This is a genomic window from Ciceribacter azotifigens (genome assembly GCF_048159625.1).
GTDB classification, from domain to species: Bacteria; Pseudomonadota; Alphaproteobacteria; order Rhizobiales; family Rhizobiaceae; genus Allorhizobium; species Allorhizobium azotifigens.
Genome location: NZ_JBLQTA010000001.1, coordinates 1 through 25,692 on the forward strand (window position 1 = coordinate 1; position 25,692 = coordinate 25,692).

The window sequence follows — 25,692 nt, forward strand, 5'->3', positions numbered from 1 at the left end:
CACACGATACACAGGATGCCGGGTCGAGCCCGGCATGACGGAGGACGGGGAGATGACTCGCGACGAGGCCCTCCCACCTCCCCCTTGAGGGGGGAGGTCGCGCGGAACGCGCGGGTGGGGGTGACGACATCACGGATCACCCCACCCCGGACCTGCGGTCCTCCGGGTTGAGCCGCGTGTCTCAACTCGTTCTTCGAACCCCGCCTCAAGGGGAGGGTGAACTCCGCGCGTCGCTCTCCTCGCGCTCCGCCATGCACGGGGCGCCGGCCACGGATCGATCTCCCCCCTTGTGGGGGAGATGCCCGGCAGGGCAGAGGGGGTGATGGGGCAAACGCTTCTGCTGGAGAATACTCCCCTCAGTGCTCACCCTCGCAGAGGCCGTGGTCGGAAAGCGCGCGGATAACGTGGCAGTCCTCGATGCTGTGCCCGTCGCAGCAGGCCGCAATTCGGGAGAGTTCCGTTTCGAGCTTGCGCAGCCGCGCGATCTTCTCGCGCACCTCGGCGAGCTGCTCGCGGGCGATCTCATCGGCGCGCTCGCACGGCCGTTCCGGATGGCCGCTCAACGCCAGAAGCTCGCGGATCGCCTCGATGGGAAAGCCGAGCTCGCGCGCGTGGCGAATGAAGGCGAGCCGTTCGAGATCGCTCGTCTCGTAGCGTCGCTGGTTGCCGCCCGTCCTGTCGGCGGCGGAAATCAGCCCCATCTGTTCGTAGTAGCGGATCGTCGGGACCTTCACCCCGGTCCGCTTCGCCATGTCGCCGATCGACAGCATTTTTTTCGCCCCAGCCTCTTGAACCTCTAGTCGCTAGAGAGACTAGGTGGGGTCAAGCCTTGCAGGATCAAGAGGGAAGGAAGAGCGATGAGTGCCAGCTGCGGCCACAGCCACGGAACCTTCGAGGGTGTCTCCGCCGAATACAAGCGCCGTCTCTGGGCGGTGATCGCCATCAACGGCGGCATGTTCGCGGTGGAAATGACCGCCGGCCAGCTGGCGCGCTCGCAGGCGCTGCAGGCCGACGCGCTCGATTTCTTCGCCGATGCGGTCACCTACGGCATCTCTCTCGCCGTCATCGGCGCGCCGCTGGCCGTGCGCAGCCTCGCCGCCGCCGGCAAGGGGGCGAGCCTCTTCCTGATGGGGCTCTTCGTCTTCGCCAGCACGATCTGGCGGGTCTTCTTCGACGGCATGCCGGAAGCACCGGTGATGGGCGCCATCGGCTTCATGGCGCTGGTGGCAAACGTCACGAGCGTGCTGCTGCTGATGCGCTACAAGGACGGCGACGCCAATGTCCGCTCCGTCTGGCTTTGCTCGCGCAACGATGCAATCGGCAATGTCATCGTCATGATCGCCGCCCTCGGCGTCTGGGGCAGTGCGACTGCCTGGCCGGACCTCGCGGTCGCCGCCGTCATGGCGGGCCTCTTCCTCAATTCCTCGGTGCAGATCCTGCAGCAGTCCTGGCAGGAATGGCGCCGCGGCGGCACGGCGGCGCTGGCCGGGGTGGTCGACCAGGACTGCTGTGGCGGCGCCTGCAGCACGGATCACGATCACGCCGCGTCAGGGCATGAAGGCCATGCCCACGGCCATCGTCACGATCACTGACGGAGAAAAGGAAAGAATTCGACCGAGGCTCAGCCTTCCGCTTCTTCGCCGGGTTCAAACTCGCGGTAGAGCGCCTCGACCTGCTCGAGCTGGGAGCGTTCGGCCTCGCCGCCATCGGCGACCGGCTCGGCAAACCCCGCCGTCGCAACCGGCCGGCGGCCGCCGTCCATGCTCCAGAGCGCGGTGGCCAGCGAGGCGGAGACGAAGGTACTGCTGAAGGCTGGCTCGCCGGCGCGGCGCGGTTTCGGGGCAGCCGTCGTTTCGGCCGCCGTCTCTTCCGTTTCCGTGGCGGTAGGCACATACCGGCTCTGATAGGAATAGCCTCCGAGGCCGCTTTCGATCCGCATCTCACGCTCGCTTCTACACTCGTTAACCTTTTGTTAACTTTTGAAGCTTGCGCGAAGCTTGCGTCGGGCCCTACGGCGCCATTGCCAGCCGGGGGCAAATCAGCTAGCGGCGCCGCCCGCGAAGCGGTCTATGGAGCGCGCAGTGAGGCGCTGGTTGTTGCGATACCAGGCGTCCTCGGTGAAAAACACTGGCTCGCCCGCATCCCAGCCGCTGCAGCTGAAGTCCGACTGACGCGCGAAGAAGGCGACGAAATCCGCCTCCTCCCGCCACGCGGCGATAATATCGCCGGTGGCACCACCGCCGTCGAAGATGTCGCAGAGGACGATCTGGTCGCCCCTTCGAATCAGCCCCTGGCCGCAGAAGTCGCGATGAAACTCGACGATCAACCCCTCACCGTCGTTGATCGACATCAACCGGCGCCAGAGCGCGCTCGCACGGGCCTCGCCGAACGGAGAGCGCGAGAGCCGGTCGCGCAACTCGGCCGCGCGCCGCGCCATCTCTTCCTCGGTGGCGTCGATCAGCGGATAGGGCGGCCGCCACGGCCCCTTCGGCCGGCGAATCGACCAGACCGCGGCGACGAGCACCACGATGACGGCGGCAAGCGCCAGAAGCGGAATGATCGTCGACATGCCCGGCCCTCCCCTCGGCGCCCCTCGTCCCACATCATGGCAGATCGGCGGACGGGTGGGGAAGACTCACGCCCCCTCGATCCCGCCTGCGAGTTCGGCAAGCCGGGCGACGGTATTGATGTTGCGGGAGGTGCCGGCTTTCAGCGCCGGAAGCTTGATCTTCGAGCGACCGGAGCCGATCGGGTAGTGCACGTAGATTTCTCGGCCGCGCACCACCGCCTCCTCGCCGTCGGGGGCGAGGAAGCCGTGCAGGGCGTCGTCGCCGGGCGGTTCGCCGAAGAAGCTGACGAGCACGCGCTCCGGCGCCATCGCCGCGAAGGGATTGCCGTCGAGGACGGCGTTGAGCTCCACCGGCGTGCGGAGGAAAACACCGGGCGGCTTTCCGAGACGGTCGCCGAGCGCCGCGTCGAGCCGCGTGGCGATCTCCGCCGGATCGCCGCCGTCGCGGAAGATCAGATTGCCGGACTGGATGTAGGTCGAGACCTCGCCGAAGCCGAGGCCTTCGGCGAGCGCCTTCAGCTCCGCCATCGGCAGCTTCCCGGTGCCGCCGACATTGACGGCGCGGATCAGGGCGACATAGGCGGACATGGCGTCTCCTCACTTCGACCGCGAGGCGGCGCTCTGCCGCCGCTACAGATTTAGCGCGAAGTGGCGGCGGAGCAAAGGCTCAGGAGAGAGGAGCGCCTCCCCTCACATCCTCCCCGCAACCTTCACCGCAAACGCATACTCGAAGGCGATTTCCTCAAGCCGCTGGAAGCGGCCCGACTTGCCGCCGTGGCCGGCGGCCATGTTGGTCTTGAGGAGATAGGGGCCGGCGGCGGGGGCTTTCTCGCGCAGCTTCGCCACCCACTTGGTCGGCTCCCAATAGGTCACGCGGGGATCGGTAAGCCCGGAGAGCGCCAAGATCGGAGGATAGGGCCTTTGCCCGACATTGTCATAGGGGCTGTAGGCGGCGATCCAGCGATATTCCTCTTCCGATTCGATCGGGTTGCCCCATTCCGGCCATTCCGGCGGGGTGAGCGGCAGGGTGTCGTCGAGCATGGTGTTCAACACATCGACGAAGGGCACGGCGGCAATGATGCCGGCGAATTTTTCCGGCGCCATGTTGGCGATTGCCCCCATCAGCATGCCGCCGGCAGATCCGCCCTCGGCGATGATCCGGTCGTAGGACGTGAAGCGCTCCTTCACCAGATGGTCGGCGGCAGCGATGAAGTCCTTGAAGGTATTGACCTTCTTTTCCATCTTGCCGTCTTCGTACCACTGGAAGCCCTTGTCCTTGCCGCCGCGGATATGGGCGATGGCATAGACGAAGCCGCGATCGGCGAGAGACAGGCAATTGGTGTTGAAGCCGGCGGCGATCGAGATGCCGTAGGCGCCGTAGCCGTAAAGCAGGCAGGGGGCGGAGCCGTTAAGGGGCGTATCCTTGCGGTAGAGCAGCGTCACCGGCACCTCGATGCCGTCATGGGACGGCGCGAAGACGCGGCGAGTGACGTAATCGTCAGGATTGTGGCCCGACGGCACTTCCTGGGTCTTCAGAAGCGTGCGCTCGCGGGTCGCCATGTTGTAGTCGAAGAGCTGGGAGGGCGTCGTCATCGACGAATAGGAGAAGCGGATGACGTCGGTGTCGTATTCGGCCGCCCCCTGCAGGCCGAGCGCATAGGCTTCCTCGGCAAAGGCGATCGAATGCTCCTCGCCGGTTACCCGGTCGCGGATCATGATTTCCGGCAGGCCGTTGCGACGTTGCAGCCAGACCAGGTGGCGGGCAAAGGCCATGTGGTTGAGGATCAGGCGACCCGGCACGTGGGCAACGACTTCCTTCCAGTTCTCCTTGCCCGGCGCGGTAACCGGCGCCTCCATGATCTTGAAATCCTTGGCGCCGCCGTCGTTGGTCAGGATGTAGAAGACGTCGCCGCCCTCGGCGAGCGAATACTCGATCCCCTCCTCGCGCTCGGCGACCAGCAGCGGCTCGGCGGTCAGGTCCTTCGTCGAGAGGATGCGGTATTCGCTCGTCTCGTGGTCGTGGATGTCGATATAGATGAAGTCGTCGAGCAGCGAGCCGCCGACGCCCATGAAGAAGCCGTGGTCCTTCTCCTCATAGACCAGCCGGTCGGAAGACTGCGGCTGGCCGACGATGTGGTGGAAAACCTTGGAGGGACGGTGGTTGTCGTCCTGCAGCGTGTAGAAGAAGCTCTTGCCGTCCGGCGCCCAGGCGCCGCCGCCGCCGGTATTCTCGATCACGTCGGCGAGATCCTCGCCGGTCGAAAGATCGCGCACCCGCAGGGTGAAATATTCCGAACCCTTGTCGTCATAGCCCCAGAGGCCGAAGGCGTGGTCGGTCGTGGGGTCGAGGCCGGCGAGGCGGAAATAGTCCTTGCCCTTGGCCTCCTTGTCGCCGTCGAGCAGCAGTTTGCGGATCGTCTCGTCCTTGTGGTCGCCATCGCGGGGAATGCGGAAATAGCGCGGCTGCTCGCCGCCGGTGACGAAGGCGGTGCCGTAGGCAAAGGGGCCGTCCTTCATCGGGACGGAACTATCGTCCTCCTTGATACGCCCCTTCATCTCGGCGAAGAGCTTTTCCTGCAGCGCCTTCGTGTCGTCCATGGCGGCATCCATATAGGCGTTCTCCGCCTCGAGATGCCGACGCAGGTCCTGGTCGAGCAGCGAAGGATCCTTGAACATCGCCTGCCAGTTTTCGGCCCGCATCCAGGCATAGTCGTCGGTGCGGGTAATGCCGTGGCGAGTGTCGGAGACGGACTTCTTCTCGGCGGCGGGCGGCGTGGGCAGGTTCGGGAATACGGACAAGGGGAAGCCTCTCTGGCGGTGGGATATCATTGCGAGAGATAGAGACCGGGCGACGGCCTATCAAGGCGGAAATTTCCCATGCACCCTGCCGCCAGGAGGATTGCGCGGCTGAAGCCGTCCTGCCACGCAAGCGGCAAGGTGACGTGCGACCGTTGCCCCCTCAGATCAACCTGACCGCATAGACGGCACTGCCGGCGAGTGGCAGCAGGCGGTAGGCCATCTCCGCCTTCAGTTCCTCGTGGCGGGCGATCTCGTCGGGCGTCTTGCCGGGCTTGGCGCCGAGCGTGATGAACTCCTCCTTGACGTGCCCCGGCTTGATGACGGCTTCCGCCGTCTTGCCGCGATAGCTGAAGCGGAAGACGTAAGGGCCGGGCGGATCGTTGATCACATGAGTACCGCCGATCGACTTGTCGAGGACGAGCCGCCCACCGGTCACGGCACGCGTCACCATTTCGAGCGCATCGCGACCGCCATGGCCGGGAAAGGCGGTAACGATCTCGACCTCGCGCCGTTCCAGCGGCATGGCCGACAGAAGCGGGAAGGCGGCCTGCATGGCTTTGAGCGCATGTGCCACGCCGCCCGGAAAGCCGCCGCCGTGATAGGCGTTGATGCAGTCGAAGGTGAAGCTGATCGGGTGGCCGTCGTCGAGGACGGTGATTTCGTTAGACATTGGCATAGGCCTTCAGATTGGGGACGAAGCGGTCGAGGAAGCGCGTCGTCGCCGGCATGAAATGCGAACCGTGGTGGAACATCGGATCGAGCGAGGAGAGGATCATCGTGCCGGGCGTCGACACCTTGTCCTCGTAGAGGATCGGCCGGCCTTCGCCGTCGCGGGCAAGAACGGTCGCGCCCTCTGGCGGAACGAACCAGCCGTGCAGGTGCCAGGTCGCTTCCTTGTCGCCGATGCCCTGCATCAGCGGATGGGAGGCGGCCGCTTCGGTCACCCGGACGCCGAGATCGGCGGACGGATCGAGCCACCACCACCAGTTTGTCGGTGTCTCGGTGAAGTCGACCGCCGGGAGCCAGAGGTCGGAACGGCTCTCGCCGAGCGCGACCACGGTGCCGCCGGCCTGAAGATGGCGGGCGACGGCATGCTTTTGCGCGATCATACGCTGCGCCGGCGTGCGGCAGGGCACCCACAGAATGTCCTCCGGCCGCAGCACGTCACCCAGCTGTTCCGGCGTGCAGATCACGTCGAAGGCTTCGGTATAGCGCGCGCCTTCGAGGCTGCGGATATTGTAGTAGGTGCCGGAAGAAGGGGCGACGATCCGCCAGCCGGAGCGGCTGGAGGCGCGAAGCCCGCGATAGTCTTCGGCTTCCGCGAGCGGTAGCACGTCGGCCGGCTTGGCCGGGTTTGACGGCCACGGGTCGAAGCAGAGACCGCCGTTGGCCCAGGCGAGGATGCGGGCCGAAAGCTCCGGCGCCAGTCCCCATTCGAGCCCCATGCCGGCGAGGTCGTTTCCGGAATGCGAGAAAATCCGCCCGCCCCTCGGCCGCGCCCAGACCCAGTCGACCGGCACCTTTGCCGGGCCGAGACCGTTGACGGCCACGGCCCCCTCCGGCAGCGGATTGCAGCCGCGGCCGTAGAAGCCGGCCACACCCTTGTTGGTCTCCAGCTTTTTGAGGTCGATGCCGTCATAGATCGGGTGGGGATTGATCGCGGCAAGGTCGAAATCGGGCCGCTTCGGCGCATCGATCGGCCTGTACTGTGCGATGCCGTCGACGAGCGGGCGCACGACGTGGCCGTTGAAGAACCAGCGCCCGCCGCGGTCGAGGAAGGCCTCGAGCGCCGGCTTCAGCGCTAGCATGGCGTCCTGGTCGAGCTGCTGGCCGGTGATCAGGCCGCTATGGGCCGAAAGAATCTCCGGTGTCAGATCGGCCTGCTCGACGATGACGGCCTCGCCGCGCGCTACGGCCTCGATGATGCCCGGCGACGGTTGGCCATAGGCGGATTTCAGATAGATCGTACTCATGCTGCCTCAATTCCGGCGAAGGCGGGCAGGATTGCCCGTCTTGTCTCGCCCGTGGATCCCTGGACATCGACCCAGCGCATCGGCACGCCATAGAGCTCGGAGAGCTTGTCCGGCTCGATCATGTCCGAGACCGGGCCGTTGATCTCGCCGCCGCCCGGCATCATCAAGAGGACGTCGTCGGCCGCCGCCAGCGCGTGATTGGGGTCGTGGGTGGTGAAGATGATGGCGAAGTCGCGCCGGAGCCTCAGCGTGTCGAGAAGTTCCAGCGTCTTCGCCTGGTTGCCGAGGTCGAGCGCCGAGGTCGGCTCGTCGAACACCAGAACCGGCGAGCCGGTGGCAAGCGCCCGGGCAATCAGCACCATCTGCCGCTGTCCGCCGGACATGCGGTCGTAGCGCAGGTTTGCGAGCGAACAGGCGCCGACCTGCACAAGGGCTGCCTCCGCCGCCTCGCGATCGGCGGCCGACGGCTGGCCGAATAGGCCGAGTTGCACGGCCCGCCCCATGACGACGACGTCGAGGCCGGAAAGCTTGGCCTGCGAGGCGCCATGCTGAGGCACGTAGCCGGCGACCTTGGGCGCATGGCGCGTGCCCGATGCCAGCGGCTGGAAGCCAAGCAGGGCACGCAGAAGGGTGGTCTTTCCCCGGCCGTTCGGGCCGAGAATCGCCATGGAGCGGCCGACCGGCACGGAAAAGCTGATATCCTTGAACAGTGTGCGCTGACCGAAGGCGACGGATGCCTGGTTGAGGCCGATCATGGGCGGTTCGCCTCCTTGAAATGCTTGCGCAACAGCACTGCAAAGACCGGCGCGCCGATCAGCGCGGTGAGCACACCGAGCGGGATTTCAGCCGAGGTCAGCGTGCGTGACAGCGTGTCGATGAAGGTGAGATAGGCAGCCCCGATGATCGCCGATGCCGGGATCAGCGCGCGGTGGTCCTCGCCGACGAGAATGCGCGCGGCATGCGGCACCACGAGGCCGATCCAACCGACGATGCCGGCAACCGCGACCGAGGTGCCGGTCATCAGCGAAATGGCGATGAAGATGTACCAGCGCTCGCGGTCGGGATTGACGCCGAGCGAACGCGCTTCCGAATCCTCGAGCGCCAGCAGGTTTAGCCGGTAGCGCAGCGCAAAGACGATGATAAGGCCGATCACCATGCCCGGAATGGCAAGCCCGAGCCTCGCCCAGGTGGCGGTGGCAAACGAGCCCATCAGCCAGTAGACGATGGCGGGAAGCGAGGTGTTCGGATCGGCGATGAACTGCACGATCGAGACCAGCGCCCCGAACAGCGCGCCGATCACCATGCCCGACAGGATGACGGTGATGACTTCCGTGCGGCCGTTGATACGGGCGAGCGCCCCGACCAGGATAAGCGCCGACAGGCCGAAGACGAAGGCAAGGCCAAGCAGCACCACGCCGGAATAGCCGAACAGCAGCGCCATCGCCCCGCCGAAGGCCGCGCCCTGGCTGATGCCGAGCACCTGCGGCGAGACCAGCGGATTGCGGAACACGCCCTGCAGCGCCGCCCCGCCGACGGCGAGTGCCGCCCCGGAAAGCGCCGCAAGCAGCACCCGCGGCAGGCGCACCAGCAGCACGATGCGCTCATCCATCTGGGTGGGGCCGAGGCCGGGGTTCAGGGCCCCGGCCATCAGGATGTCGATGATCCGCGGCACGCTGACGGAAAACCGCCCGGCGCCGATGGCAAACAGCATAGAGGCCACCAGCGCGACGAGCAGGGCGCCGAACACGCCCATCCTCAGCACCGGGATACCCCGCCGCACCGGTTCCGTCACGACCGCACTCATCACTTGACCTTGAACTGGGCGTAGTTCGTCGCGTCGCCCTGCATCTCGGTCCACAGGACGCCGTCGATGTCGGCGTCGCCGAGATCATAGTTGTAGAGCGTCTTGTAGGCCGTCTTCATCTCGGCGCGCAGGTCGTAATTGAAGACGTCCGGGTGCAGCAGATTGGCGAGCCACATCCAGGTGAGCGGGCTTTCCTGGCTCGGCGGGTCCCAGCGATAGCCGCCGAGCGGCATCTTGTAGACCTTCTTTTCCTGCGCGGCCTTGGTCAGCGACAGGATCGGGTCGTTGTAGATCCGGTCGATGCCGAGCTTGGCCTCGAAGCTGTTGAGCAGGATCACGTCCGGGTTCCATTCGGCGATCTGCTCCGGGCTGATCGTCGTGCCGTTGCCCTCGACGCTATCCGAGGCATTCACGCCGCCGACCAGCTCGATCTGCCAGGCATTGTAGTTGCCCTTGTTGCCGGAGGCCGTCAGGTTCTCCAGCGCCCGACCGAGATAGAGCACCTTCGGCCGCTTGTCGGCCGGAATGGCCTTGGCCTTCTCCGCCATTTCCTTGGCGACGCTATCACGCCAGCCATTGATCGCGGCGGCTCGCTCCGGCTTGCCCATCGCGGTCGCGACCATCTCATGGTAATAGCGGGTCTTCTCTTCCGTGCCGTAGGAAATCAGCGCGACGTTCAGCCCGGCATTGCTGATCGGGTCGACGAGATCGGCGCCGTAGTCGGCCCACTGGATGACCAGTTCCGGATTGGTGGCCGCGAGTTCCTCGACATTCGGGATGAAGTTCGGCGCGGTGATGTCGGAGGGAATGTCCTTCGCTTCCGGGAAGATCCTGCCCAGCACGCCCTCGACGATCGCCGACTTGGCGGTCGGGTTCATGCCGACCAGCTTCGAGGTCCCGCCGTCCATGGCAATGATCGTCGAGGCCATCGGGATCGGGATCGAGGCAATGCGCTCGGCCGCCTTCGGCAGCGTGACGGTGCGGCCGCCCTGGTCGGTAAAGGTGATCGGATCGGCGAGTGCCGGCGAGACGGCCGCGCCGAAGGTCAGAAGAGTGGCGGCGAAACGGAGGGAAGATCGATGGACGGACATCCGGTATGCCTTTCAAAAAAGTGGAGTGAGAGAGTCTTGATTTCGCCCGGCGGCGCCGGAAATCGCAAACATGAGAATTAATGTCAAGTATGATTCATATGGAAAAATACCCGTAGTTTTAAAGGGTTATAAACTTGACAAAAAACCTCATGAAAAATCAGTGGATTGGCGGCGCATGGCCCGTCGCGCGCGCAAAAAGAAAGCCGGGCTTTTGGCCCGGCTTCTCATGCTCGCGGTAAGGGAGAGGTCTTATTCGTCGTCGAACTTGACGGCCTTCAGCTTGTCGATGCCGAGGACCTGCAGGGCGAGCTTCTCGTAGAAGGGCTCGGCCGTGCCGCTCTTGATCTTGTGCAGGAAGTATTTCTCGAAGCCGATCTTGGCGGCGTGCACCCACTTGCCCTGCGACGACCAGTTGACGTTGCGCGGCGGGATCTGCGGCTGCGCCACGAAGGCGATGCCTCCGTCGCCGAAGTCGGCGAGGCAGACGGCGTTCCAGGTGCCTTCGGCGTTCGGCGTCTCGCCGCGGGCGAGCCGGGCGATGTTGGTCGCCGTCGCCGTCACCATGCTTTCGATCATGAAGCCGGTCTTCGGCACGCCGACCGGAACCGGGGTCTTGCCCATCGGCGGGATGGCGACGCAGACGCCGACCGAGAAGACGTTCTGGAACTTCTGGTTCTGCTGATGGCGATCGACGAGGATGAAGCCGCGCGGATTGGTCAGCCCCTCGATGTCGCGCACCGCTTCGACGCCGCGGAAGGCGGGCAGCATCATCGTATAGGTCGAGGGCACCTCGTGGGTGGTCTTGACCGAGCCGTCCTCGTTGAGTTCGTCGGCGATCACCTTGCCGTCCTCGAACTTCTGCACCTTGGCGTTGGTGATCCACTTGATGTGCTTGGACCGCAGCGCGGCTTCGAGCAGGCCCTTGGTGTCGCCGACGCCGTCGAGACCGAGATGGCCGATATAGGGCTCGGAGGTGACGAAGGTCATCGGCACCTTGTCGCGGACCTTGGCGTCACGCAGCGCCTTTTCCAGGATGAAGGCGAACTCGTAGGCTGGACCGAAGCAGGAAGCCCCCTGCACGGCACCGATCACCACCGGTCCCGGCTTGGCGACCAGCTTGTCGAATGCGTCCTTCGCTGCAAGGGCGTGATCGATGTGGCAGACCGACTGGGTATGAGCCCCGGGGCCGAAGCCCTCGATCTCGTCGAAGGCGAGTTCCGGCCCCGTCGCGATCACCAGGTAGTCGTAGTCGACGGAGGTGCCGTCGTTGAGCTCGACGCGGTTTTCCGCCGCGTGCAGGCGCTTCGCCCCTTGCGGGTAGAGCGCGATGTCCCGGCGCTTGCAGGCCGGCACCAGATCGACCTCGATCGCTTCGCGCTCGCGCCAGCCGACCGCCACCCACGGGTTCGACGGTACGAAGGAATAGACCGACCCCTTGTTGATGACGCTCACGCGATCCTCGCGCGACAGCACGTCCCTCAACTCGTAGGCCATGATGGTGCCACCGAGGCCGGCACCGAGAACAACGACATGAGCCATAAAGAACCTCCCGCTTCGTCAGGCATATATCTATTTGTCACCATATATACGAAGCTTCGTAGATGTTGTTTGATTTCGGTCAAATGTCAACAAAAAAACGGGAAAGCTCAGCCGGGCAGCTTCGGATGCACGGTCTGTTCTGGCAACAGCTCGTCGACGATCGCCATGCCGATGAGCGAAAGCGGCAGCGCCAGCACCGCGCCGACGGCACCCCACATCCAGGTCCAGAAGACGATCGCGACGAAGACGACGAAGGGGTTGATCTCCAGCCGGCGGCCCATCACGGCGGGCGTCAGGAGGTTCTCGACCAGCCCGTGGACGATGAAGAAGACCATCGCCGGGGCAAGGCCGACGAGCACGCTGTCATGGGTGACGAGACCGCCGACGGCGACGGAGAACGTCGTCACCGTGATGCCGAGGAAGGGCACATAGCTCGAAAGGAAGGCGAGCACCCCCCAGAGCAGCGGCATCTGCAGCCCGCCAAGGAATGCGATCGCGGTCATCGCGATGCCGACGATACTGTAGAGCAGCGTAGCGGCGGCGAAATAGCTGCCGAGCGAGCTCTCGATCGCATTCAGGATGCGGATCGCCGAGAGCCGGCGGCTGCGGTCGCGAAAGGCGATAATCAGCCCGCGGCGCAGCGAGTGGCGACTGCCGAGGAAGAGCGCCAGCGCCACGAAGAAGATGAGCCCCTGCAGCAGCGCCGGGGTGACGCCGGCGGCAATCGTCGTCAGGATCGCGCCGGTGTTCTGCAGCAGCGCTTCCGCCGAGACCGGGCCGCCGCGCAGGCTCGCTTCCGATAAGTGCAGCCATTCGATCCGCTCGAGATAGGGAAGCACCCGTTCGACCGCCGACTCGATCAGCCGCGGCGCCTCTTCGGCGAAGTGGCCGAGCGGCTGCACCAGCGCATTGGCGCCGAAGAAGAGCACCGTCACGACGATCGTGGCAAGGATCAGGCCCGCCAGCATTGGCGGAATGCCGAACCGCCCGAGCCGGTCGGCGGCCGCGCCGAGGGTCAGCCCGACGACGACGGCAAGCGTGACCGGCATCAGGACCGCGGCCGCGAGATAGATGCCGCCGGTGACGAGAATTGCGAAGATGCCGATGACGGCCCAGCTCTGAGCGAGGTCGAGCGCGGAGCGGCGCGGGGTCCGACCCCGTCCCCTTCGCCGTGACGGTTGCGGTGCCGTCGCAGGCGCCGCCGTCTGCGGATGCCGGATGTCCGGCCGGTCGTTCATCGCGCGCTCCCCTCGAACCTGCCCCTCGGGCCGGTGGGCCCCGAAAGCTCTCAGGGAACGCGCGAGCGCAAGCGGTGTTCCATCCCGGAAAGAGCGTTCCTTTCGACGGTCGACGCCGATCTCAGAGCTTCAGTTCCATCATCGCGAGATCGAGCCAGCGGCCAAACTTGGTACCGACCTCCCGGTGGATGCCAACGAGCCGAAAACCGAGTCTCTCGTGCAGATGGATCGAGGCGGCGTTTCCGGCCTCGATTGCAGCGATCATCACGTGCACCCTGCCCTCGCGCGCCCGCTCGATCAACGCCTCCATCAGCGCCTTGCCGATGCCGGCGCCGCGGGCGTCCTTGTCGACGTAGACCGAATGCTCGACCGTGTGGCGATAACCGTCGAAAGCCCGCCAGTCGCCATAGGAGGCGTAGCCCGCGACCTTGCCGCCCATCTCGGCGACGAGCACCGGAAAGCCCCTGGCGCGGCGCAGCTCCATCCAGGCGCGGCGGTTCTCGACATCGATCAGCTGCTCGTTCCAAATCGCCGTCGTGTGTTCGACAGCGTCGTTGTAGATGTCGCGGATCGCCGCAAGGTCGGCCTCGGCCGCATCGCGGATCAGGATCGGTTGCTTCATGGGAATCGTCGGTCAGAGGCTGAAGGCGGTGACGACCGCCGAATAATGGACGGCCGCCGCGGCGACCACGAAGCCGTGCCAGATGGCGTTCTGGAAGCGCAGCCGCTCCCAGACGTGGAAGACGACGCCTGCGGAATAGAGCACGCCGCCGACGACGATGAGCAGCACGGTGACGAAGGGCAGCGCCTGCGAGATCGGCTCGAAGGCGAGAGCGCCACTCCAGCCCATGGCGAGATAAAGCAGGATCGCCAGCCGGTCGTAGCGTCCGGGAAAGAGGCATTTGAGCGTGATCCCGCCGGCCGCGCAGAGCCAGATGGCGGCGAGCAGCGCCAGCATCCGCCCGTCTTCCGCACCACGCACGAGGAAGGGCGTATAGGTAGCGGCGATCAGCACGAAGATCGCGGAATGATCGAAGCGGCGAAGAATCCACTTGGTGCGCGAATGCGGCCACATGTTGTAGGTGAAGGAGACGGCGAGCGCGCCGACGAGACCGAGGCCGTAGACCCAAGCGGCAGCGAGCTCGGCATAGCTCGACCAGACGCTGGCATAGAAGATCAGCGCGGTGGCGCCGACGAGCGCGAAGACGACGCCGATGCCGTGGACGATGCCATCGGCCACCAGCTCGTAAAAATCGTATGGCCGCCCGAAGCGGAACGGTTCAGTCATCGTATAAGTCTGTCCCCTGAGGTCTTTGTCCGGCGTTCTTCGCCCGTCCGGATAGTTGCTATCATGGGCGAATTTGCGACGTCCGGCAAGCGGTCGGCGGTGCTTGCGCGGCCCGCCGCTTCGGCCTACAAATCCGCAGGCGTCGCGATCGCCTGCATCGGCGATGGGATCGGCGCCCTGTCCGAGGAAGGAAGCCATGCGGTTCACGGTTCTCGCCACCTTCGCCGCGCTTGTCGCTTATGCCTGGTTCATGATCAAGGTCGCCCGCGCCCGCAGGGAGTTCGGCGTCGAGGCGCCGCGCGTCACCGGTAACGAGGCCTTCGAGCGCATCTTCCGCGTCCAGCAGAACACGGTGGAACAGCTCGCGCTCTTCCTGCCGGCGCTTTGGCTCTTCGGCGGTTACGTCTCCGATCCGGTCGCCGGCATTCTCGGCCTCTGCTGGACGGGCGCACGGGTGCTCTATGCGACCGAATACTACGTCGACGCGCGGCGCCGCGGGCCGGGCGCGGCCCTCACCATCCTGATCGCCCTGGTGCTGCTCGTCGGCGGCACCGCTGGCGCGCTGCTGCGCTGAAACGAACAGCCCTTCCCCGACACGAAAATGCCGGCGGGATCGCGAGGACATGATCTTCGTCCCCGGATCCCACCGGCCGGCCCGTCCGGGAGGGTGTTCGCCGCCGGCGTCAGCCGGGCGCGCAATCCTGGCAGAAGGGCGTGTGAGGCACAGCCTGGAGCCGTTCTTCCGAAATCGGCTGGCCGCAACTGACGCAGATGCCGAAAGTGCCCTGTTCGATGCGCTTCAGCGCTGCGTCGATCGCCTTCAGCTCGGTCTCGCCGACCTGGCCGAATTCCTCGAGCACCTCGTCATTCTCGGCCTGCGTCGCCTGATCCTCGAAATCCGGGCTCTTCTGCTCGCTCAGATCGGCGTCGATCTTGTTGAGCCTTGCGAGGATTTCGAGATGGCGCTGGCGCAGGATGTTTTCGTATTTCTTCGTGTCCATTCCGGGCGTTTCCTTGCCTTTTGTTCCGCCTCAGCGGTCGACGAGCACCGAGCACTTGGCGTGGCGCACCACACGGTCCGCCGTCGCGCCGATGAGATAGTTGGAGAAGTCCGGCACATGCGAGGCGATCATGATCAGGTCGGCTTTGTGTTCGCTCGCGGCGGCGAGGATCTCGCGGGCGGCGGCACCGCTGCGGATCTCGACGCGGGCGGCGATCCCGGTCTTTTCCTTGAGCCCGACCAGCTTGGCCTTGCCGTCCTTGATGGCGTTCTCGATGATGTCGACCGGAAGATCGATCGCCAGATAGCCCGGCATGTCCTCGACCACCGTCATGAGCACGATTTCACCGCCGGTGTCGAGCAGGGAGGCCGCCTTGCGCAGGATCTTCTCGCCCTTGTCGAGCGCGGCGCAGTCTACCGGTACGACGATCTTCTGGTACATCAGTTCTCTCCTTGTCGCGGCAGGACGACCCCTGCCTTTCCAGCCCTTTTGAAGTTACAATCCTGCGGCCGGCCTCTTCCTGCATTGATCAAGATCAAGTTTTGAACGGCAGATGCCAACGGGTCCTCATCGATCACGCTTCCTTTCGGCGCACGATAGGGCGGTCATCCGCAGCCGGCAAGAGGAGCGGGAAGCCCTTCCCTTCTGCCGGCACGGTGGATTAGGCTCGGGGCCGCCGGGAATCGACGGGAGGAACCGATGCCGATCGTGAGACAGGAAGACGCACCGCTCGATGAAGCCACCGGCAGCGGCATCAATGCCGAACTCGGCTCCTACCGGGCGCTGCTGCTCTCGGATGCGGGCGGGCTCACCCAGTTCGGCGTCTTTCTCGAAACCCTGCCGCCGGGATCCTTCTCCTCCCACAAGCACTGGCACGAGAAGGAGGACGAGTTCGTCTTCGTGATCGCCGGCACGGTAACGCTGAACGAGGGCGACAGCCTGACCGAGATGCGACCGGGAGATGCCGCGACCTTCAAGGCGGGCGTTGCGGTCGGCCACCGGCTGGAGAACCGTTCCGCCACCCCGGTGAGCTATCTCGTCGTCGGCACCCGCTCGCCGGACGACGTGGTGCACTATACGGACAAGGACCTGCTGCTCACCAAGGTGAACTTCGAGAAGCGCCTGACGACGAAAGCCGGAGAACCGGTTGTGCGGTGACGAGGTACACGCTTTGACGATCTCATTCTGTTGGAGTAATATCCAACAATGAAAGCGGAACGGTTGTTGAAGACGAAGCGCGCCGTCGCCGAGGCGGCGTTCGTCGACATCAAGGTCTGGCATGTTCCGCAGAAGGTGCGGGGAAGCAATCATGACCTCAAATACAGCCTCGCCCTTGTCCATCACAATGAATGCGTCCTTCGCTACGACAACGAGGCCGGCAAGGGCGATCACAAGCATGTCGGCGACCGGGAGGTCGCCTATCGTTTCGTCGACCTCCCGCAGTTGGAAGCCGATTTCTGGAAGGATGTGGAAGAATGGTTGAGAAAGAACGGAACACGGTGACGATCAGCGTCTGTTCGCTCGACGAGACGAAGCGGAGGCTCGCCGCCGCCTTTCGGGGCGAACCCCAGGGCAACCATATCGAGTTTCCGACGCTGGAGCTGATGTGGAAGATCTTGACCGTCAAGCGATGGGAAATCCTTCAGGCGATGACCGGCCGGGGCGCGCTCTCGATCCGCGAAATTGCACGCATGGTCGAGCGCGACGTGAAGGCCGTTCACGGCGACGTCCATGCCCTCCTCGATGCGGGAATCCTCGAGAAATCGGAGGAAGGCAAGGTCGTCTTTCCCTACGAAGAGGTGCATGTGGACTTCAGGCTGCGGGCCGCGTGACCGTCGCCAGGAACCCGGCCACCTCCCGCCCATTGACAATCGATTGAAATCGGCGCATCTCTCGCGACATGATCAACGCACGCGCACTCATCACCTGCACGTATTTTTGGGCCTACCGGTAAAGGGCGGCCCGACAGATCATCATGTCAACAGGCCGCCGTCAGGCGGCCTTGTTGTTTTCGAAGACAGCTTCCCCTGACGGCACCGAGCGAAAGAGGGAAGCGACAATGACCGAAGACACAGACATCACCCAGCCCCGACCGCCGGTCGTGGTGATCCGCCACGCGCGAGCCTCCGACCTGCCGGAACTCAACGAGATGATCGCCGCACTCGCCGCACATCACGGCGACGCCTCGGCGATGACGCCCGACAAGCTCGAACGCGACCTCTTCGGCCCTGTGCCGTGGATCAGCGCGCTCGTCGCCGACGGCGGCGAGAGCTTGATCGGCTACGCCATCCTCGTGCCGCTCTACAGGGCCGACGAGGGAAAGCGCGGCATGGACCTCCACCACCTCTATGTCCGTGACGGCCAGCGCGGCAACGGCATCGGCCATCATCTGGTGAAACGCGCCCGCGAGGTTGCCCGCAGCGCCGGCTGCGACTACCTTTCGGTGAGTGCCGCGACCGGCAACTTCGCCGCCCATCGCTTCTACGAGCATCTCGATTTCGTGCCGCGTCCCGTGACCGGCATGCGCTACCTGCAGGCCCTCGCCTGAACGGAAACCAGGACGGAGACGGTTCATGACCCGCATTGCGATTGCCCTTGCCGAAGACTTCGCCGACTGGGAATGCGCCCTGCTGATGGCGACGGCCCGCGCCTATCTCGGCGTTGAGGTGTTGACCGCCTCGCCCGACGGCCGGCCGGTCACCTCCATGGGCGGGCTGAAAGTGACGCCCAACCTCTCCTTCGCCAATCTCGATCCGGCACGCTTCGACGCGCTGGTGCTGCCGGGCGGCCTCTCCTGGGAAAAGGGAACGGCGCCGGACTTTTCGCCCCTCCTCCACGCCTTCCATGAGGCAGGCAAGGTCGTCGGCGGCATCTGCGCGGCGGCAAGCGCCGTCGCCGCCTCCGGCATCCTCGACGGCGTCGCCCATACCGGCAATTCACTCGCCTCGCACCAAAAATATCCCGGCTATCACGGCGCGGAACGCTACGTGGATCGGCCCGAGGCGGTCTCGGACGGCAAGGTGGTGACGGCACCCGGCAATTCGCCGATCACCTTCACAACAGAGATCCTGAAGGCGCTCGATCTCTGGAGCCCTGAGGCCGAGGCCGAAATCGGGGTCTTTTCGGCCGAGCACCGCTGAGCGCGGTCATCAGCCTGCACGCAGCATCCGCAGTGCGCGGCGAATCTCGCGGCTGTTCAGGTTGAAGGCGTTGCCGGGAACGGGGCCACGCCCCGCCTTCTCGTCCGCGGCCGCCTCGAAGGCAGCGCGATGGCGTATAAACCATCTCATGCAGTCCTGCGCGGTCGGCGAGGCATTCCTCGTCAGGGCGCGAAAGGCGAGCCGGTGGACGAAGCAGCGGCTGCCGGAGGCGGGATGCGAAAAGACCAGCGCATCGAGATCGATGCGCCAGTCGTAGTCGAAGATGCCGGCCATGGCGGCCTCAGGCCTCCAGCCGCTGGCGGAGATAGCCCGACAGGCTGCCGAGCAGCGCCCAGAAGACGAGGCTCGTCAGGGTGGCGACGACCACGAAGCGGCGCGACAGCGCCTCCGGCGCGAGTGCCGCCTCGCCTTCCGGCGCGAGCGGAGCGCCGACGACATGCGGCAGCGCGATCAGCACCAGTGCCGCGGCCGCCGCCCAGGGCGTGCGCTTGAAGTAGAGGAGCGCTATGCCGGCCGCGGTCGCGATCGCAGTCGCGATCCACCAGACCTGCCGCTCGCCGAGCGGGGCAGCCGGCGTGCCCGGCAGCTCCGGATGGAGTCCGAGCGTAGGCGCGAGCATGACGGCGGCAAAGCCGCAAAGCCCCCAGGCAAGCCCGGTCCGCCAGCCCGCCGGCTGGCGCGTCGCCTGCATGAGCCCGTTCAGCACCAGCGCGAAGCCCGTCGCGGTGAGCACGTTGGCGATGAGCGTTGCGAAATGCCGCTCGAAACCGTCGGCCGGTGCCCAGGCATCCGCCGCGTGTTCATGCTCGTGGGACGCCGGGGAAGCCGCGGTTTCCGCGCCTGCCGCCGCGCCATGGTCATGGCCGTCATGCCCGCCAGGGTCGGAGGGCGCCGGTGCGGGGGTCTCGTAGACTTCGGCGGCGAAGATCAGCGGCTCGGTGCCGACATACTGCACGATGCTGATGACCGCGCCGACGATCAGCCCGACCAGCGCCGAGACGAAGACCAGCGATCGGAAGAGGTGCATCACGGCCGCCCGTCAGTGGCAGGGGAAGGCGTTCGCGTGCCGCGCGTCGTGGGCGGCATTGTGAACCACGTCCAGCTGCGAGAAGCCGACGAAACCGACGATGAAGAGGCCGAATAGAACGCTCATCATCGAGGGCAGCAGCGCGCCGGCCTTGAGGCCGGAAGTGGAAAGGGTGGAAGCGGCAGTGTTTGCGGTCATGTTTGTCCCTCCGAGGAGCATGAAAACTCGTCACCCTGGACGGAGGCGAAGGACAGGACCGGTCTGACGGCGCGTCTCCCGACAGGAGCAAGCGCATCGACGGCTGCCCGGAACAACCCCGTCCGGCAGGCGGTTCAGTGCGATGGCAGGTCTCCTGGCTCGCGGGTCATCACGTCCGGACGGCCTTCCCGGATATCTCCAGTGGCCTTGGCGCCGGACGTTCTCCGCTCACAGTTGCGGGGGCAGCCACGAATCGGGTCCCTCTGGGGTCTCCCCTATCGTATTCCCTATTATTCCCCGAGGCAGCGCGGCCTCCAAGGAACCATCTTGCCGAATATCAACTCTCCGGCAGCCGCCGTCAATGGCGCACCGGTGGTTTTTCCGACCAGTTCTGGAGCGTCGTCTTGATGAGAATGAGGGCGGCCCGCTCAGCCTCGTCGCGCTCGGCGGGATCGACGATCACCTTCAGCCGCACCTGGAGAGCGCCGACCGTTTCCATGACCCAGCGATGCAGCATGGGATCGGGATAGCGGTCGAGCAATCGGCCAAGCGCCTGCTCCATCCGTCGCCTCTCCAGGCTCATTCCCCGCCCCCTTTGCGTGTTCCGAATCTCGGGAGACTAGCGGCGGCGGGCTTGCGTGGCGCTGGAGCCTCGACGCCGCCATGTTGCGCATCGGCAACAGAATTGTCGCAAAATCTGCAATTCGCGATTGCAGGCTTGATGATCGGCAAATCTCGTGTACGTTACCAGCATCCGCAATTCACAACACAGGAGGCGTGACATGACACTCAATACCACATCCGCGCGCCTCTTCGGCGGAACGGCTTCTACGACGGCTGCCATGTATGTGCCGATGCTGCGCCGAACTTTCGTCTGCGGCTTCTAAAGCCCGGATTTCCGCCGCCCAGGCACCCCCAAACTCATCTTGAAGTGACCGGTTGATACGGCTCGCACCTCTGTGCGTATCCGCGTCTGCGCCGGTCATCCATCGCAACTTCGAAAGGACCTGGCCGCATGGGCGCGCCGGGACGGAAGATCATGCACAAAGAACACGCATTGGTTGTTGATGCCCTGCCCGTCGTCGCCGACGAACTCTGCCGGAAATTCGGTTTCTGGAGGAGCACGCTGGCGCTCGTCGCGGCGGCCCACCGGCGCCGGAGGATCGAGGGACAGCTCTCGCATTTTTCGAATCGCCTGCGCCGTGACGTCGGCCTTCCGGAGGCCTACGATCCCCGAGGCGAGGCGACGTTCACGCTCTGGGACATCCGGCTGTGACGACGGCACCGGGCGGTGCCGCAGGGCCTTTATGCCGGCCGCGGAATGATCGGGCGACCGGTCATTCCGCAGCTGCCCGCCGCCCATCCTATTCCACCGCAGGAACGGCCTTCAGATAGGCGGCGATCGCCGCGCGGTCCTCGGCCGGCAGCTCGGCCATGTTCTTCTGCACCTCGACCATCGCACCGCCGACGCTGTCGAAAGCCGGGGTGAAACCGGTTTCGAGATAGGTGGCGATATCCTCCTCGGTCCATGAGCCCATGGTCTTCGAGCCGGGGGTGATGTTCGGGATCGTACCCTTGCCCTCCGGGTTCGGGCCGCCGGCGAGCCACAGCCCGGCCTTGAAGCCGCCGAAACCGTCACGCGGGGTGTGGCATTCGCCGCAATGGCCCGGCCCTTCGACGAGGTATTGGCCGCGCTTCGCCGCATCGGAGGCACCGGCGAGTTCGACGCGCGGGCCGGCCGAGAAATAGAGGAACTTCCAGCCGCCGAGCAGCAGGCGCTGGTCGAAGGGGAAGGAGAGCGCGTGTTCCGGCGCCGTCTTGTCGCTCGCCGGCAGCGTCTTCAGGAAGCCGAAAAGGTCGTTGACGTCCTTCGGCGCCATCCGCGCGTAGGAACCGTAGGGAAAGGCCGGATAGAGATGTTTGCCATCAGGGCCGACGCCGCGGGTCATCGCATTGCCGAATTCGGCGAGCGTCCAGCCGCCGATCCCGGCCTTGGCATCGCTCGAAATGTTCGGCGCGTAGAAGGTGCCGAAGGGGCTTTGAAGCGGCGCTCCGCCGGAAAGAACGAGGCGCTCGTCTCCGGTTGCGCCCTTCGCCGCATGGCAGCTCGTGCAGCCGCCGGCAAAGAAGACGCGTCGGCCGTTTTCGAGGTCCGGCGTGCCGAGATCCGCCCAGACGGAAGGGGCTTGCGGGGTCGGCGCGGTGACGTAGAGGAAGCCGACGCCGCCAGCGATGCCGAGGACGACGAGGGCGCCGAGCGCCTTCAGGGTTTTGCGGGCCATGACACCTCCGAAAGCACGCAGGACGAATGCGATATGCCGAAAGAGGGCCCGGCCGTCTTCGGCCGGAACCCGCTTCGTCGCATTTCGCCCGGGCGATTACTTCTTCAGCCGGTACGTCTCGTGACAGGAGCTGCAGGCCTCGCCGAGCGTCTTCATGGTCGCGCCGGTGCTCGCCTGATCGGTCGGGAGGGCAGCAAGCTGCGCATCGGCGACCTTCACGAGATTGGCGGCCTTGGCCTTGAAGTCATCCATGTTTTCCCAGATCTTCGGGCTTGCTTCGGACTTGAAGCCCGTCTCGGAGCCGGCGGGAAAATGTTCCGGGAAGGTTGCGGCGACCTCCTTCATCGTGGTCAGCGAGGACTTCACCACCGCGGCATCGAAGGGCTTCTTGCCCTTGACGATCGCGCCGATGGCGCCCATCGCGTCACCGACCTTTTCCATCATTTCCTGACGCACGACCTGAGGTTCTCCGGCGGCGAAAGCCGTGCCCATTCCCAGAGCGGCGGTAACGGCCGCAGCCACGACAAATCTCAGCTTCATAGAAAATTCTCCCGTTCAATGACCGGTCGCGCCGGCGTTGACACCAACACCCGATGATTGCCGGATGTTCGCGGCGGAATGAAGTCACAATCCGGTGATGCCCGGTGCGGGCGGCAAATCCTTGATCCTGTTCACGAAGTCGATACCCGTCGGAGCTGCCGGAAACGGATGCGGCGATTGGAGGTGCGAAGACAAACCTCCGTCATGCCCGTCCTCGGGTTAAACCCGAGGATGATCCGGCATCCAGTCGCGCGATGTCCATCGCGCGGGGAGACTCTTCGATTTCAGCGGACATGCGCCTTTTCGGCTCGCCGACGCTCGCCGGCTGGACCCCGGCTCAAGGCCGGGGTGACGGTGGACGGGGAATTTCACCGGAGGCTCTCCCAGAGCGTGACGGCGGCGGCGGTGATGAGGAGCGCGCCGGCTCCACGACCGATCCAGACGGTGATCGCCGGGCTGTTCGTCAAAAAGCTTCGGGCGCGGTCGCCGGCAAGCGCCACCACGCCGTAGACGAGACCCTGGACGAGAATGGTCATTACGCCGAAGACCAGGCCCTGCAGCCAGATCGGCCCGTAGACGGGCTTCAGGAACTGCGGATAGACGGCGAGCACGAAGACGTAGGCCTTCGGGTTCAAAAGGCAGGTCGTCACCGCCTGGCGGAAGGTCGTCCAGCCGCTCCGCCGTCCGACTCCCTCGACCGAGGAGACGGTGATCGAACTGCGGACGAGCGAAAACCCGACCCAGATCATGTAGGCTGCCCCGAGCACGAGCAGCGGCAGGAAGAAGCGCGGCGCGAAGGCGACGAGGAAGCCGGTGCCGAGCGTGCCATACAGCGTGTGCACCGCCCCGCCCGTCATCATGCCGCCGGTCGCCGTCAGCCCCTGCCGGCGGCCGCCCGAGAGCGAACTGGCGAGCACATAGATCATGTCCATGCCCGGCACGATGATGATGCCGAGGATCAGGAGAAAGAAAAGCCAGAGATTTTCCGTGTAAGTCATGTCAGTATCCTTGCGAGGGCGGAGCGGCTGCATCGTTGTTTCGGACGGAAAATCAGCCTGTTGACCGGCAATCTAGCGAGAAGCAACTGACAGCGTCCTGTCAGGAGGCGCTCTCGGGGAGGATCGAAAAATGCGCAAGGCCTCGCGGCTCTTCGAGATCATCCAGATCCTGCGCGCGGCGCGGAAGGCGGTGACGGCGCGCACCATCGCCGAGGCGCTCGAAGTGACGGAGCGCTCGATCTACCGCGACATCGCAGCCCTTCAGGCGATGCGGGTGCCGATCGAGGGCGAGCGCGGGCTCGGCTATATTCTCAGGCCCGGCTTCGACCTGCCGCCGCTGATGTTCACTATCGAGGAAACCGAAGCGGTCGTGCTGGCGCTCGCGCTGCTCGAACGCACCGGCGACGAGGGGCTGAAACAGGCGGCGAAACGGGTGAACCAGAAGATCGCCGGCGCGATGCCGCCGCCGCTCCGCCGCACGCTGGAAACGAAGGCGCTCTATGCCTGGGGCGCCCCCGCCCCCTCGCCTGCCGGTGTCGACCTGGCGCTGCTGAGACAAGCGATCCGCGACGAGCGCAAGCTCGAGATCGACTATCGCGACGAACTCGGGCGCGCGAGCGAGCGCATCATCCGGCCGATCGCACTCATCTACTATTCGCAGACGGCGACCATCGTCGCGTGGTGCGAGCTGCGGCACGCGCTGCGCAACTTCCGTGCCGACCGGATCGAGCATTGCGCCGAGGCGGACGGTTTCTTCAAGGGCGAAGGCGACCGCTTGCGGGCGCTCTGGGTCGACGGCTGGCGGGCCGAGGACGCGGCGGTCAGCGGCTAGGCCAGCCGGGCCGTGCGTCGGCGGCAAGCTTGAGGCTCCGGCTCGATTCGCGTCCGAAGCCGGTGATGTCGATGCGGTCGTCGAAGACCTCGACGAGGGCGAACGCGTTCTCCCGCTCGGTATCGACCATGCCGCGGAAATTGACGAAATGGGTGCCGCCGAGTTCGCCGTAATTGCCGGCGTGATTGTGGCCGCAGAAATAGGCGGCGCCCGCCGGCGAGCGGACGAGCAGGCCGGCGACCTCCTCCGCATTCCAGAGATTGTGCTCGTTGTGCGGGAAGAGCGGGTAATGCCCCATCACGATCACCGTCTCGCCGGCTTCTTCCGCGAGCGCAAGGCGCCCGGAGAGCCAGGCGAGCTGCGCTTCGCCGACGCCGCCGTTCCAGGTCTGGGCATTGGCGGCTCCCGCCTGCTGCAGGGCGCGCAGCATTTCTTCGGCGGTCGCGCGGCGGGGATCACCGGGCGGCGGCGCGAAGAGCGATATGTCACTGCCCTCGATGACGACGATGCGGCAGCCGTTGCGCACGAGGTCATAATAGGGGACCGCCATGCGGAGCCGTCCATGGACCTCGCCGAGCCGCGCCTCCTCGACGTTGAAATCATGGTTGCCGGGCAGGAACAGGCATTCGTGGCGCAGCCCCGCATAGACGGAAAGCACGGCGTCGAAATTCTCGAAACCGCGATCGATCACGTCGCCGAGGGTGAGGACGAAATCCAGCTCCTCGGCGTTGAACCGGCGAACTGCTTCATCGAGCTTGTCCAGGCTTTTGGTGAAATAGCGGTCGAGCCGCAGATCGGGCTCGGCGGCGGCATATTGCGGATCGGCGATGATGCCGAAACGGAGACGGGGAGCGGAAGAGGTCACGAGGCGCCTGCTGTCGATGGTGACGGACGAGCGCTCCTAGAATGCGGATGTGACGGTGCGATGACAAGAGACGGACGACACACCAAGACGGGCGGGCGAAAGATCGCCCGCCGTGTTGCCCGGTGGCCGGCCGGCTCAGTACCAGCGGTAATGCGAGCGGTGATGCGCCTCCGACGAGGTGGCGATGAAATAGCCCACGAGGCCGCCGATCAGGCCGGCCATCAGGAGCGCCGTCGAGGTGGCCGCAGGATGCTCGCGCACCACGCCGGCCACCGTGGCGGCTTCGTCGCGGGCGTATTGCGCCGCATCGCCCGCCGTGCGACTCGCCCCTTCGAGAGCCGCGGCCGCGCGGCCGCGCAGCTGTCCTGCGGCGCGCTCCCCCTGGATCCCGAGCGTCTGGCGCAGCTCACGGATTTGCGCCTGAAGTTCGCGCATCTGTTCCTGAATCGGATTGTCGGCCATGGTCGCTCCTCTTTGTCTTCAAGCG

Annotated in this window: 34 protein-coding genes and 1 riboswitch; of the genes, 9 read left to right on the forward strand and 25 right to left on the reverse strand. The window is 65.4% G+C overall.

Annotated features, from left to right (window positions below):
- Positions 1 to 356: 356 nt before the first annotated feature.
- Entirely contained in the window at positions 357 to 770 is a 414-nt protein-coding gene (locus ACM6UT_RS00005) for a MerR family transcriptional regulator (RefSeq protein ID WP_416795325.1), read from the reverse strand.
- A gap of 87 nt (positions 771 to 857) precedes the next feature.
- Between ACM6UT_RS00005 and ACM6UT_RS00010 the strand changes: the two genes are divergently transcribed.
- Positions 858 to 1,592, forward strand: a complete 735-nt coding sequence (locus tag ACM6UT_RS00010) for a cation efflux transmembrane domain-containing protein (RefSeq protein ID WP_416795326.1) — start codon at positions 858 to 860, stop codon at positions 1,590 to 1,592.
- A 29-nt stretch (positions 1,593 to 1,621) separates the two neighbouring features.
- Here the strand turns inward: ACM6UT_RS00010 and ACM6UT_RS00015 are convergent, their stop codons facing one another.
- The 13 genes from ACM6UT_RS00015 to trhA all read right to left on the reverse strand — a co-directional run bounded on the left by ACM6UT_RS00015 (position 1,622) and on the right by trhA (position 14,301).
- On the reverse strand, positions 1,622 to 1,939 hold the full coding sequence (locus ACM6UT_RS00015; RefSeq protein WP_416795327.1) for a hypothetical protein: 318 nt from the start codon (positions 1,937 to 1,939) through the stop codon (positions 1,622 to 1,624).
- 99 nt (positions 1,940 to 2,038) lie between these two features.
- Positions 2,039 to 2,569, reverse strand: coding sequence for a hypothetical protein (locus ACM6UT_RS00020; protein ID WP_416795328.1), 531 nt, complete (start codon positions 2,567 to 2,569; stop codon positions 2,039 to 2,041).
- A gap of 66 nt (positions 2,570 to 2,635) precedes the next feature.
- A complete protein-coding gene (locus tag ACM6UT_RS00025) occupies positions 2,636 to 3,157 on the reverse strand; it encodes a DUF1697 domain-containing protein (protein ID WP_416795329.1) in 522 nt (173 codons plus the stop codon).
- 102 nt (positions 3,158 to 3,259) lie between these two features.
- Positions 3,260 to 5,368 (reverse strand): S9 family peptidase, encoded by a 2,109-nt coding sequence (locus tag ACM6UT_RS00030; protein ID WP_416795330.1) that lies wholly within the window; start codon positions 5,366 to 5,368, stop codon positions 3,260 to 3,262.
- 160 nt (positions 5,369 to 5,528) lie between these two features.
- Positions 5,529 to 6,038, reverse strand: coding sequence for a hypothetical protein (locus tag ACM6UT_RS00035; RefSeq protein ID WP_416795331.1), 510 nt, complete (start codon positions 6,036 to 6,038; stop codon positions 5,529 to 5,531).
- Entirely contained in the window at positions 6,031 to 7,341 is a 1,311-nt protein-coding gene (locus ACM6UT_RS00040) for a hypothetical protein (protein ID WP_416795332.1), read from the reverse strand. The genes ACM6UT_RS00035 and ACM6UT_RS00040 overlap by 8 nt, the downstream gene beginning before the upstream one ends.
- Positions 7,338 to 8,096, reverse strand: a complete 759-nt coding sequence (locus ACM6UT_RS00045; protein ID WP_416795333.1) for an ABC transporter ATP-binding protein — start codon at positions 8,094 to 8,096, stop codon at positions 7,338 to 7,340. Before ACM6UT_RS00045 ends, ACM6UT_RS00040 begins: the two co-directional genes overlap by 4 nt.
- Complete coding sequence (locus ACM6UT_RS00050) at positions 8,093 to 9,145, reverse strand: FecCD family ABC transporter permease (RefSeq protein WP_416795334.1); 1,053 nt, start codon at positions 9,143 to 9,145, stop codon at positions 8,093 to 8,095. The genes ACM6UT_RS00045 and ACM6UT_RS00050 overlap by 4 nt, the downstream gene beginning before the upstream one ends.
- Positions 9,145 to 10,236, reverse strand: a complete 1,092-nt coding sequence (locus ACM6UT_RS00055) for an ABC transporter substrate-binding protein (RefSeq protein WP_416795335.1) — start codon at positions 10,234 to 10,236, stop codon at positions 9,145 to 9,147. The genes ACM6UT_RS00050 and ACM6UT_RS00055 overlap by 1 nt, the downstream gene beginning before the upstream one ends.
- A gap of 249 nt (positions 10,237 to 10,485) precedes the next feature.
- Positions 10,486 to 11,775 (reverse strand): NAD(P)/FAD-dependent oxidoreductase, encoded by a 1,290-nt coding sequence (locus ACM6UT_RS00060; protein WP_416795336.1) that lies wholly within the window; start codon positions 11,773 to 11,775, stop codon positions 10,486 to 10,488.
- 107 nt (positions 11,776 to 11,882) lie between these two features.
- On the reverse strand, positions 11,883 to 13,013 hold the full coding sequence (locus tag ACM6UT_RS00065) for an AI-2E family transporter (RefSeq protein WP_416795337.1): 1,131 nt from the start codon (positions 13,011 to 13,013) through the stop codon (positions 11,883 to 11,885).
- A gap of 121 nt (positions 13,014 to 13,134) precedes the next feature.
- Positions 13,135 to 13,635, reverse strand: a complete 501-nt coding sequence (locus ACM6UT_RS00070; RefSeq protein ID WP_416795338.1) for a GNAT family N-acetyltransferase — start codon at positions 13,633 to 13,635, stop codon at positions 13,135 to 13,137.
- Positions 13,636 to 13,647: 12 nt separating this feature from the next.
- Positions 13,648 to 14,301 carry a PAQR family membrane homeostasis protein TrhA gene (gene trhA / locus ACM6UT_RS00075; protein WP_416795339.1) on the reverse strand — a complete coding sequence of 218 codons (654 nt, stop codon included), beginning with the start codon at positions 14,299 to 14,301 and terminating at the stop codon, positions 13,648 to 13,650.
- A 196-nt stretch (positions 14,302 to 14,497) separates the two neighbouring features.
- Here trhA and ACM6UT_RS00080 point away from each other — a divergent pair, with 196 nt between their 5' ends.
- Complete coding sequence (locus tag ACM6UT_RS00080) at positions 14,498 to 14,875, forward strand: MAPEG family protein (RefSeq protein ID WP_416795340.1); 378 nt, start codon at positions 14,498 to 14,500, stop codon at positions 14,873 to 14,875.
- A 109-nt stretch (positions 14,876 to 14,984) separates the two neighbouring features.
- Here ACM6UT_RS00080 and ACM6UT_RS00085 read toward each other — a convergent pair whose 3' ends face one another.
- Positions 14,985 to 15,302, reverse strand: coding sequence for a TraR/DksA family transcriptional regulator (locus ACM6UT_RS00085; RefSeq protein ID WP_416795341.1), 318 nt, complete (start codon positions 15,300 to 15,302; stop codon positions 14,985 to 14,987).
- A 30-nt stretch (positions 15,303 to 15,332) separates the two neighbouring features.
- A complete protein-coding gene (locus ACM6UT_RS00090) occupies positions 15,333 to 15,743 on the reverse strand; it encodes a universal stress protein (RefSeq protein WP_416795342.1) in 411 nt (136 codons plus the stop codon).
- 258 nt (positions 15,744 to 16,001) lie between these two features.
- On the opposite strand from ACM6UT_RS00090, the gene ACM6UT_RS00095 reads away from it, so the two are divergent.
- The 5 genes from ACM6UT_RS00095 (at position 16,002) to ACM6UT_RS00115 (ending at position 18,442) form a co-directional block, all read left to right on the forward strand.
- A complete protein-coding gene (locus ACM6UT_RS00095; RefSeq protein WP_416795343.1) occupies positions 16,002 to 16,460 on the forward strand; it encodes a cupin domain-containing protein in 459 nt (152 codons plus the stop codon).
- A gap of 66 nt (positions 16,461 to 16,526) precedes the next feature.
- Positions 16,527 to 16,805, forward strand: coding sequence for a toxin-antitoxin system TumE family protein (locus ACM6UT_RS00100; protein WP_416795344.1), 279 nt, complete (start codon positions 16,527 to 16,529; stop codon positions 16,803 to 16,805).
- Positions 16,778 to 17,134, forward strand: coding sequence for an HVO_A0114 family putative DNA-binding protein (locus ACM6UT_RS00105; protein WP_416795345.1), 357 nt, complete (start codon positions 16,778 to 16,780; stop codon positions 17,132 to 17,134). Before ACM6UT_RS00100 ends, ACM6UT_RS00105 begins: the two co-directional genes overlap by 28 nt.
- A 143-nt stretch (positions 17,135 to 17,277) precedes the next feature.
- On the forward strand, positions 17,278 to 17,850 hold the full coding sequence (locus ACM6UT_RS00110) for a GNAT family N-acetyltransferase (RefSeq protein WP_416795346.1): 573 nt from the start codon (positions 17,278 to 17,280) through the stop codon (positions 17,848 to 17,850).
- Positions 17,851 to 17,875: 25 nt separating this feature from the next.
- A complete protein-coding gene (locus ACM6UT_RS00115) occupies positions 17,876 to 18,442 on the forward strand; it encodes a type 1 glutamine amidotransferase family protein (RefSeq protein ID WP_416795347.1) in 567 nt (188 codons plus the stop codon).
- A gap of 9 nt (positions 18,443 to 18,451) precedes the next feature.
- On the opposite strand, the gene ACM6UT_RS00120 is transcribed toward ACM6UT_RS00115, so the two are convergent.
- From ACM6UT_RS00120 to ACM6UT_RS00135, 4 genes are all read right to left on the reverse strand, one after another.
- Complete coding sequence (locus ACM6UT_RS00120; RefSeq protein ID WP_416795348.1) at positions 18,452 to 18,736, reverse strand: hypothetical protein; 285 nt, start codon at positions 18,734 to 18,736, stop codon at positions 18,452 to 18,454.
- Positions 18,737 to 18,743: 7 nt separating this feature from the next.
- Entirely contained in the window at positions 18,744 to 19,490 is a 747-nt protein-coding gene (locus ACM6UT_RS00125) for a CbtA family protein (protein ID WP_416795349.1), read from the reverse strand.
- A 12-nt stretch (positions 19,491 to 19,502) separates the two neighbouring features.
- Positions 19,503 to 19,688: a CbtB domain-containing protein gene (locus ACM6UT_RS00130; protein ID WP_416795350.1), complete on the reverse strand. Its 186-nt coding sequence runs from the start codon at positions 19,686 to 19,688 to the stop codon at positions 19,503 to 19,505.
- 127 nt (positions 19,689 to 19,815) lie between these two features.
- Positions 19,816 to 20,030, reverse strand: a riboswitch (cobalamin riboswitch).
- Positions 20,031 to 20,046: 16 nt separating this feature from the next.
- On the reverse strand, positions 20,047 to 20,271 hold the full coding sequence (locus ACM6UT_RS00135; protein WP_416795351.1) for a hypothetical protein: 225 nt from the start codon (positions 20,269 to 20,271) through the stop codon (positions 20,047 to 20,049).
- Positions 20,272 to 20,727: 456 nt separating this feature from the next.
- Here ACM6UT_RS00135 and ACM6UT_RS00140 point away from each other — a divergent pair, with 456 nt between their 5' ends.
- Positions 20,728 to 20,964: a DUF1127 domain-containing protein gene (locus ACM6UT_RS00140; protein WP_416795352.1), complete on the forward strand. Its 237-nt coding sequence runs from the start codon at positions 20,728 to 20,730 to the stop codon at positions 20,962 to 20,964.
- 88 nt (positions 20,965 to 21,052) lie between these two features.
- Here ACM6UT_RS00140 and ACM6UT_RS00145 read toward each other — a convergent pair whose 3' ends face one another.
- The 3 genes from ACM6UT_RS00145 to ACM6UT_RS00155 form a co-directional block, all read right to left on the reverse strand.
- A complete protein-coding gene (locus ACM6UT_RS00145; RefSeq protein ID WP_416795353.1) occupies positions 21,053 to 21,970 on the reverse strand; it encodes a c-type cytochrome in 918 nt (305 codons plus the stop codon).
- Between the two features lie 96 nt (positions 21,971 to 22,066).
- Positions 22,067 to 22,510 carry a c-type cytochrome gene (locus tag ACM6UT_RS00150; protein WP_416795354.1) on the reverse strand — a complete coding sequence of 148 codons (444 nt, stop codon included), beginning with the start codon at positions 22,508 to 22,510 and terminating at the stop codon, positions 22,067 to 22,069.
- A 368-nt stretch (positions 22,511 to 22,878) separates the two neighbouring features.
- Positions 22,879 to 23,508 carry a LysE family translocator gene (locus ACM6UT_RS00155; RefSeq protein ID WP_416795355.1) on the reverse strand — a complete coding sequence of 210 codons (630 nt, stop codon included), beginning with the start codon at positions 23,506 to 23,508 and terminating at the stop codon, positions 22,879 to 22,881.
- A gap of 130 nt (positions 23,509 to 23,638) precedes the next feature.
- On the opposite strand from ACM6UT_RS00155, the gene ACM6UT_RS00160 reads away from it, so the two are divergent.
- The gene (locus ACM6UT_RS00160; protein ID WP_416795356.1) at positions 23,639 to 24,340 is read left to right on the forward strand and encodes a helix-turn-helix transcriptional regulator; all 702 of its coding nucleotides are present in this window, start codon (positions 23,639 to 23,641) and stop codon (positions 24,338 to 24,340) included.
- Here the strand turns inward: ACM6UT_RS00160 and ACM6UT_RS00165 are convergent.
- A complete protein-coding gene (locus ACM6UT_RS00165) occupies positions 24,330 to 25,205 on the reverse strand; it encodes a metallophosphoesterase (protein ID WP_416795357.1) in 876 nt (291 codons plus the stop codon). The two genes, ACM6UT_RS00160 and ACM6UT_RS00165, sit on opposite strands and share 11 nt — an antisense overlap.
- A 135-nt stretch (positions 25,206 to 25,340) precedes the next feature.
- Positions 25,341 to 25,667: a hypothetical protein gene (locus ACM6UT_RS00170; RefSeq protein WP_416795358.1), complete on the reverse strand. Its 327-nt coding sequence runs from the start codon at positions 25,665 to 25,667 to the stop codon at positions 25,341 to 25,343.
- Positions 25,668 to 25,692: the final 25 nt, after the last annotated feature.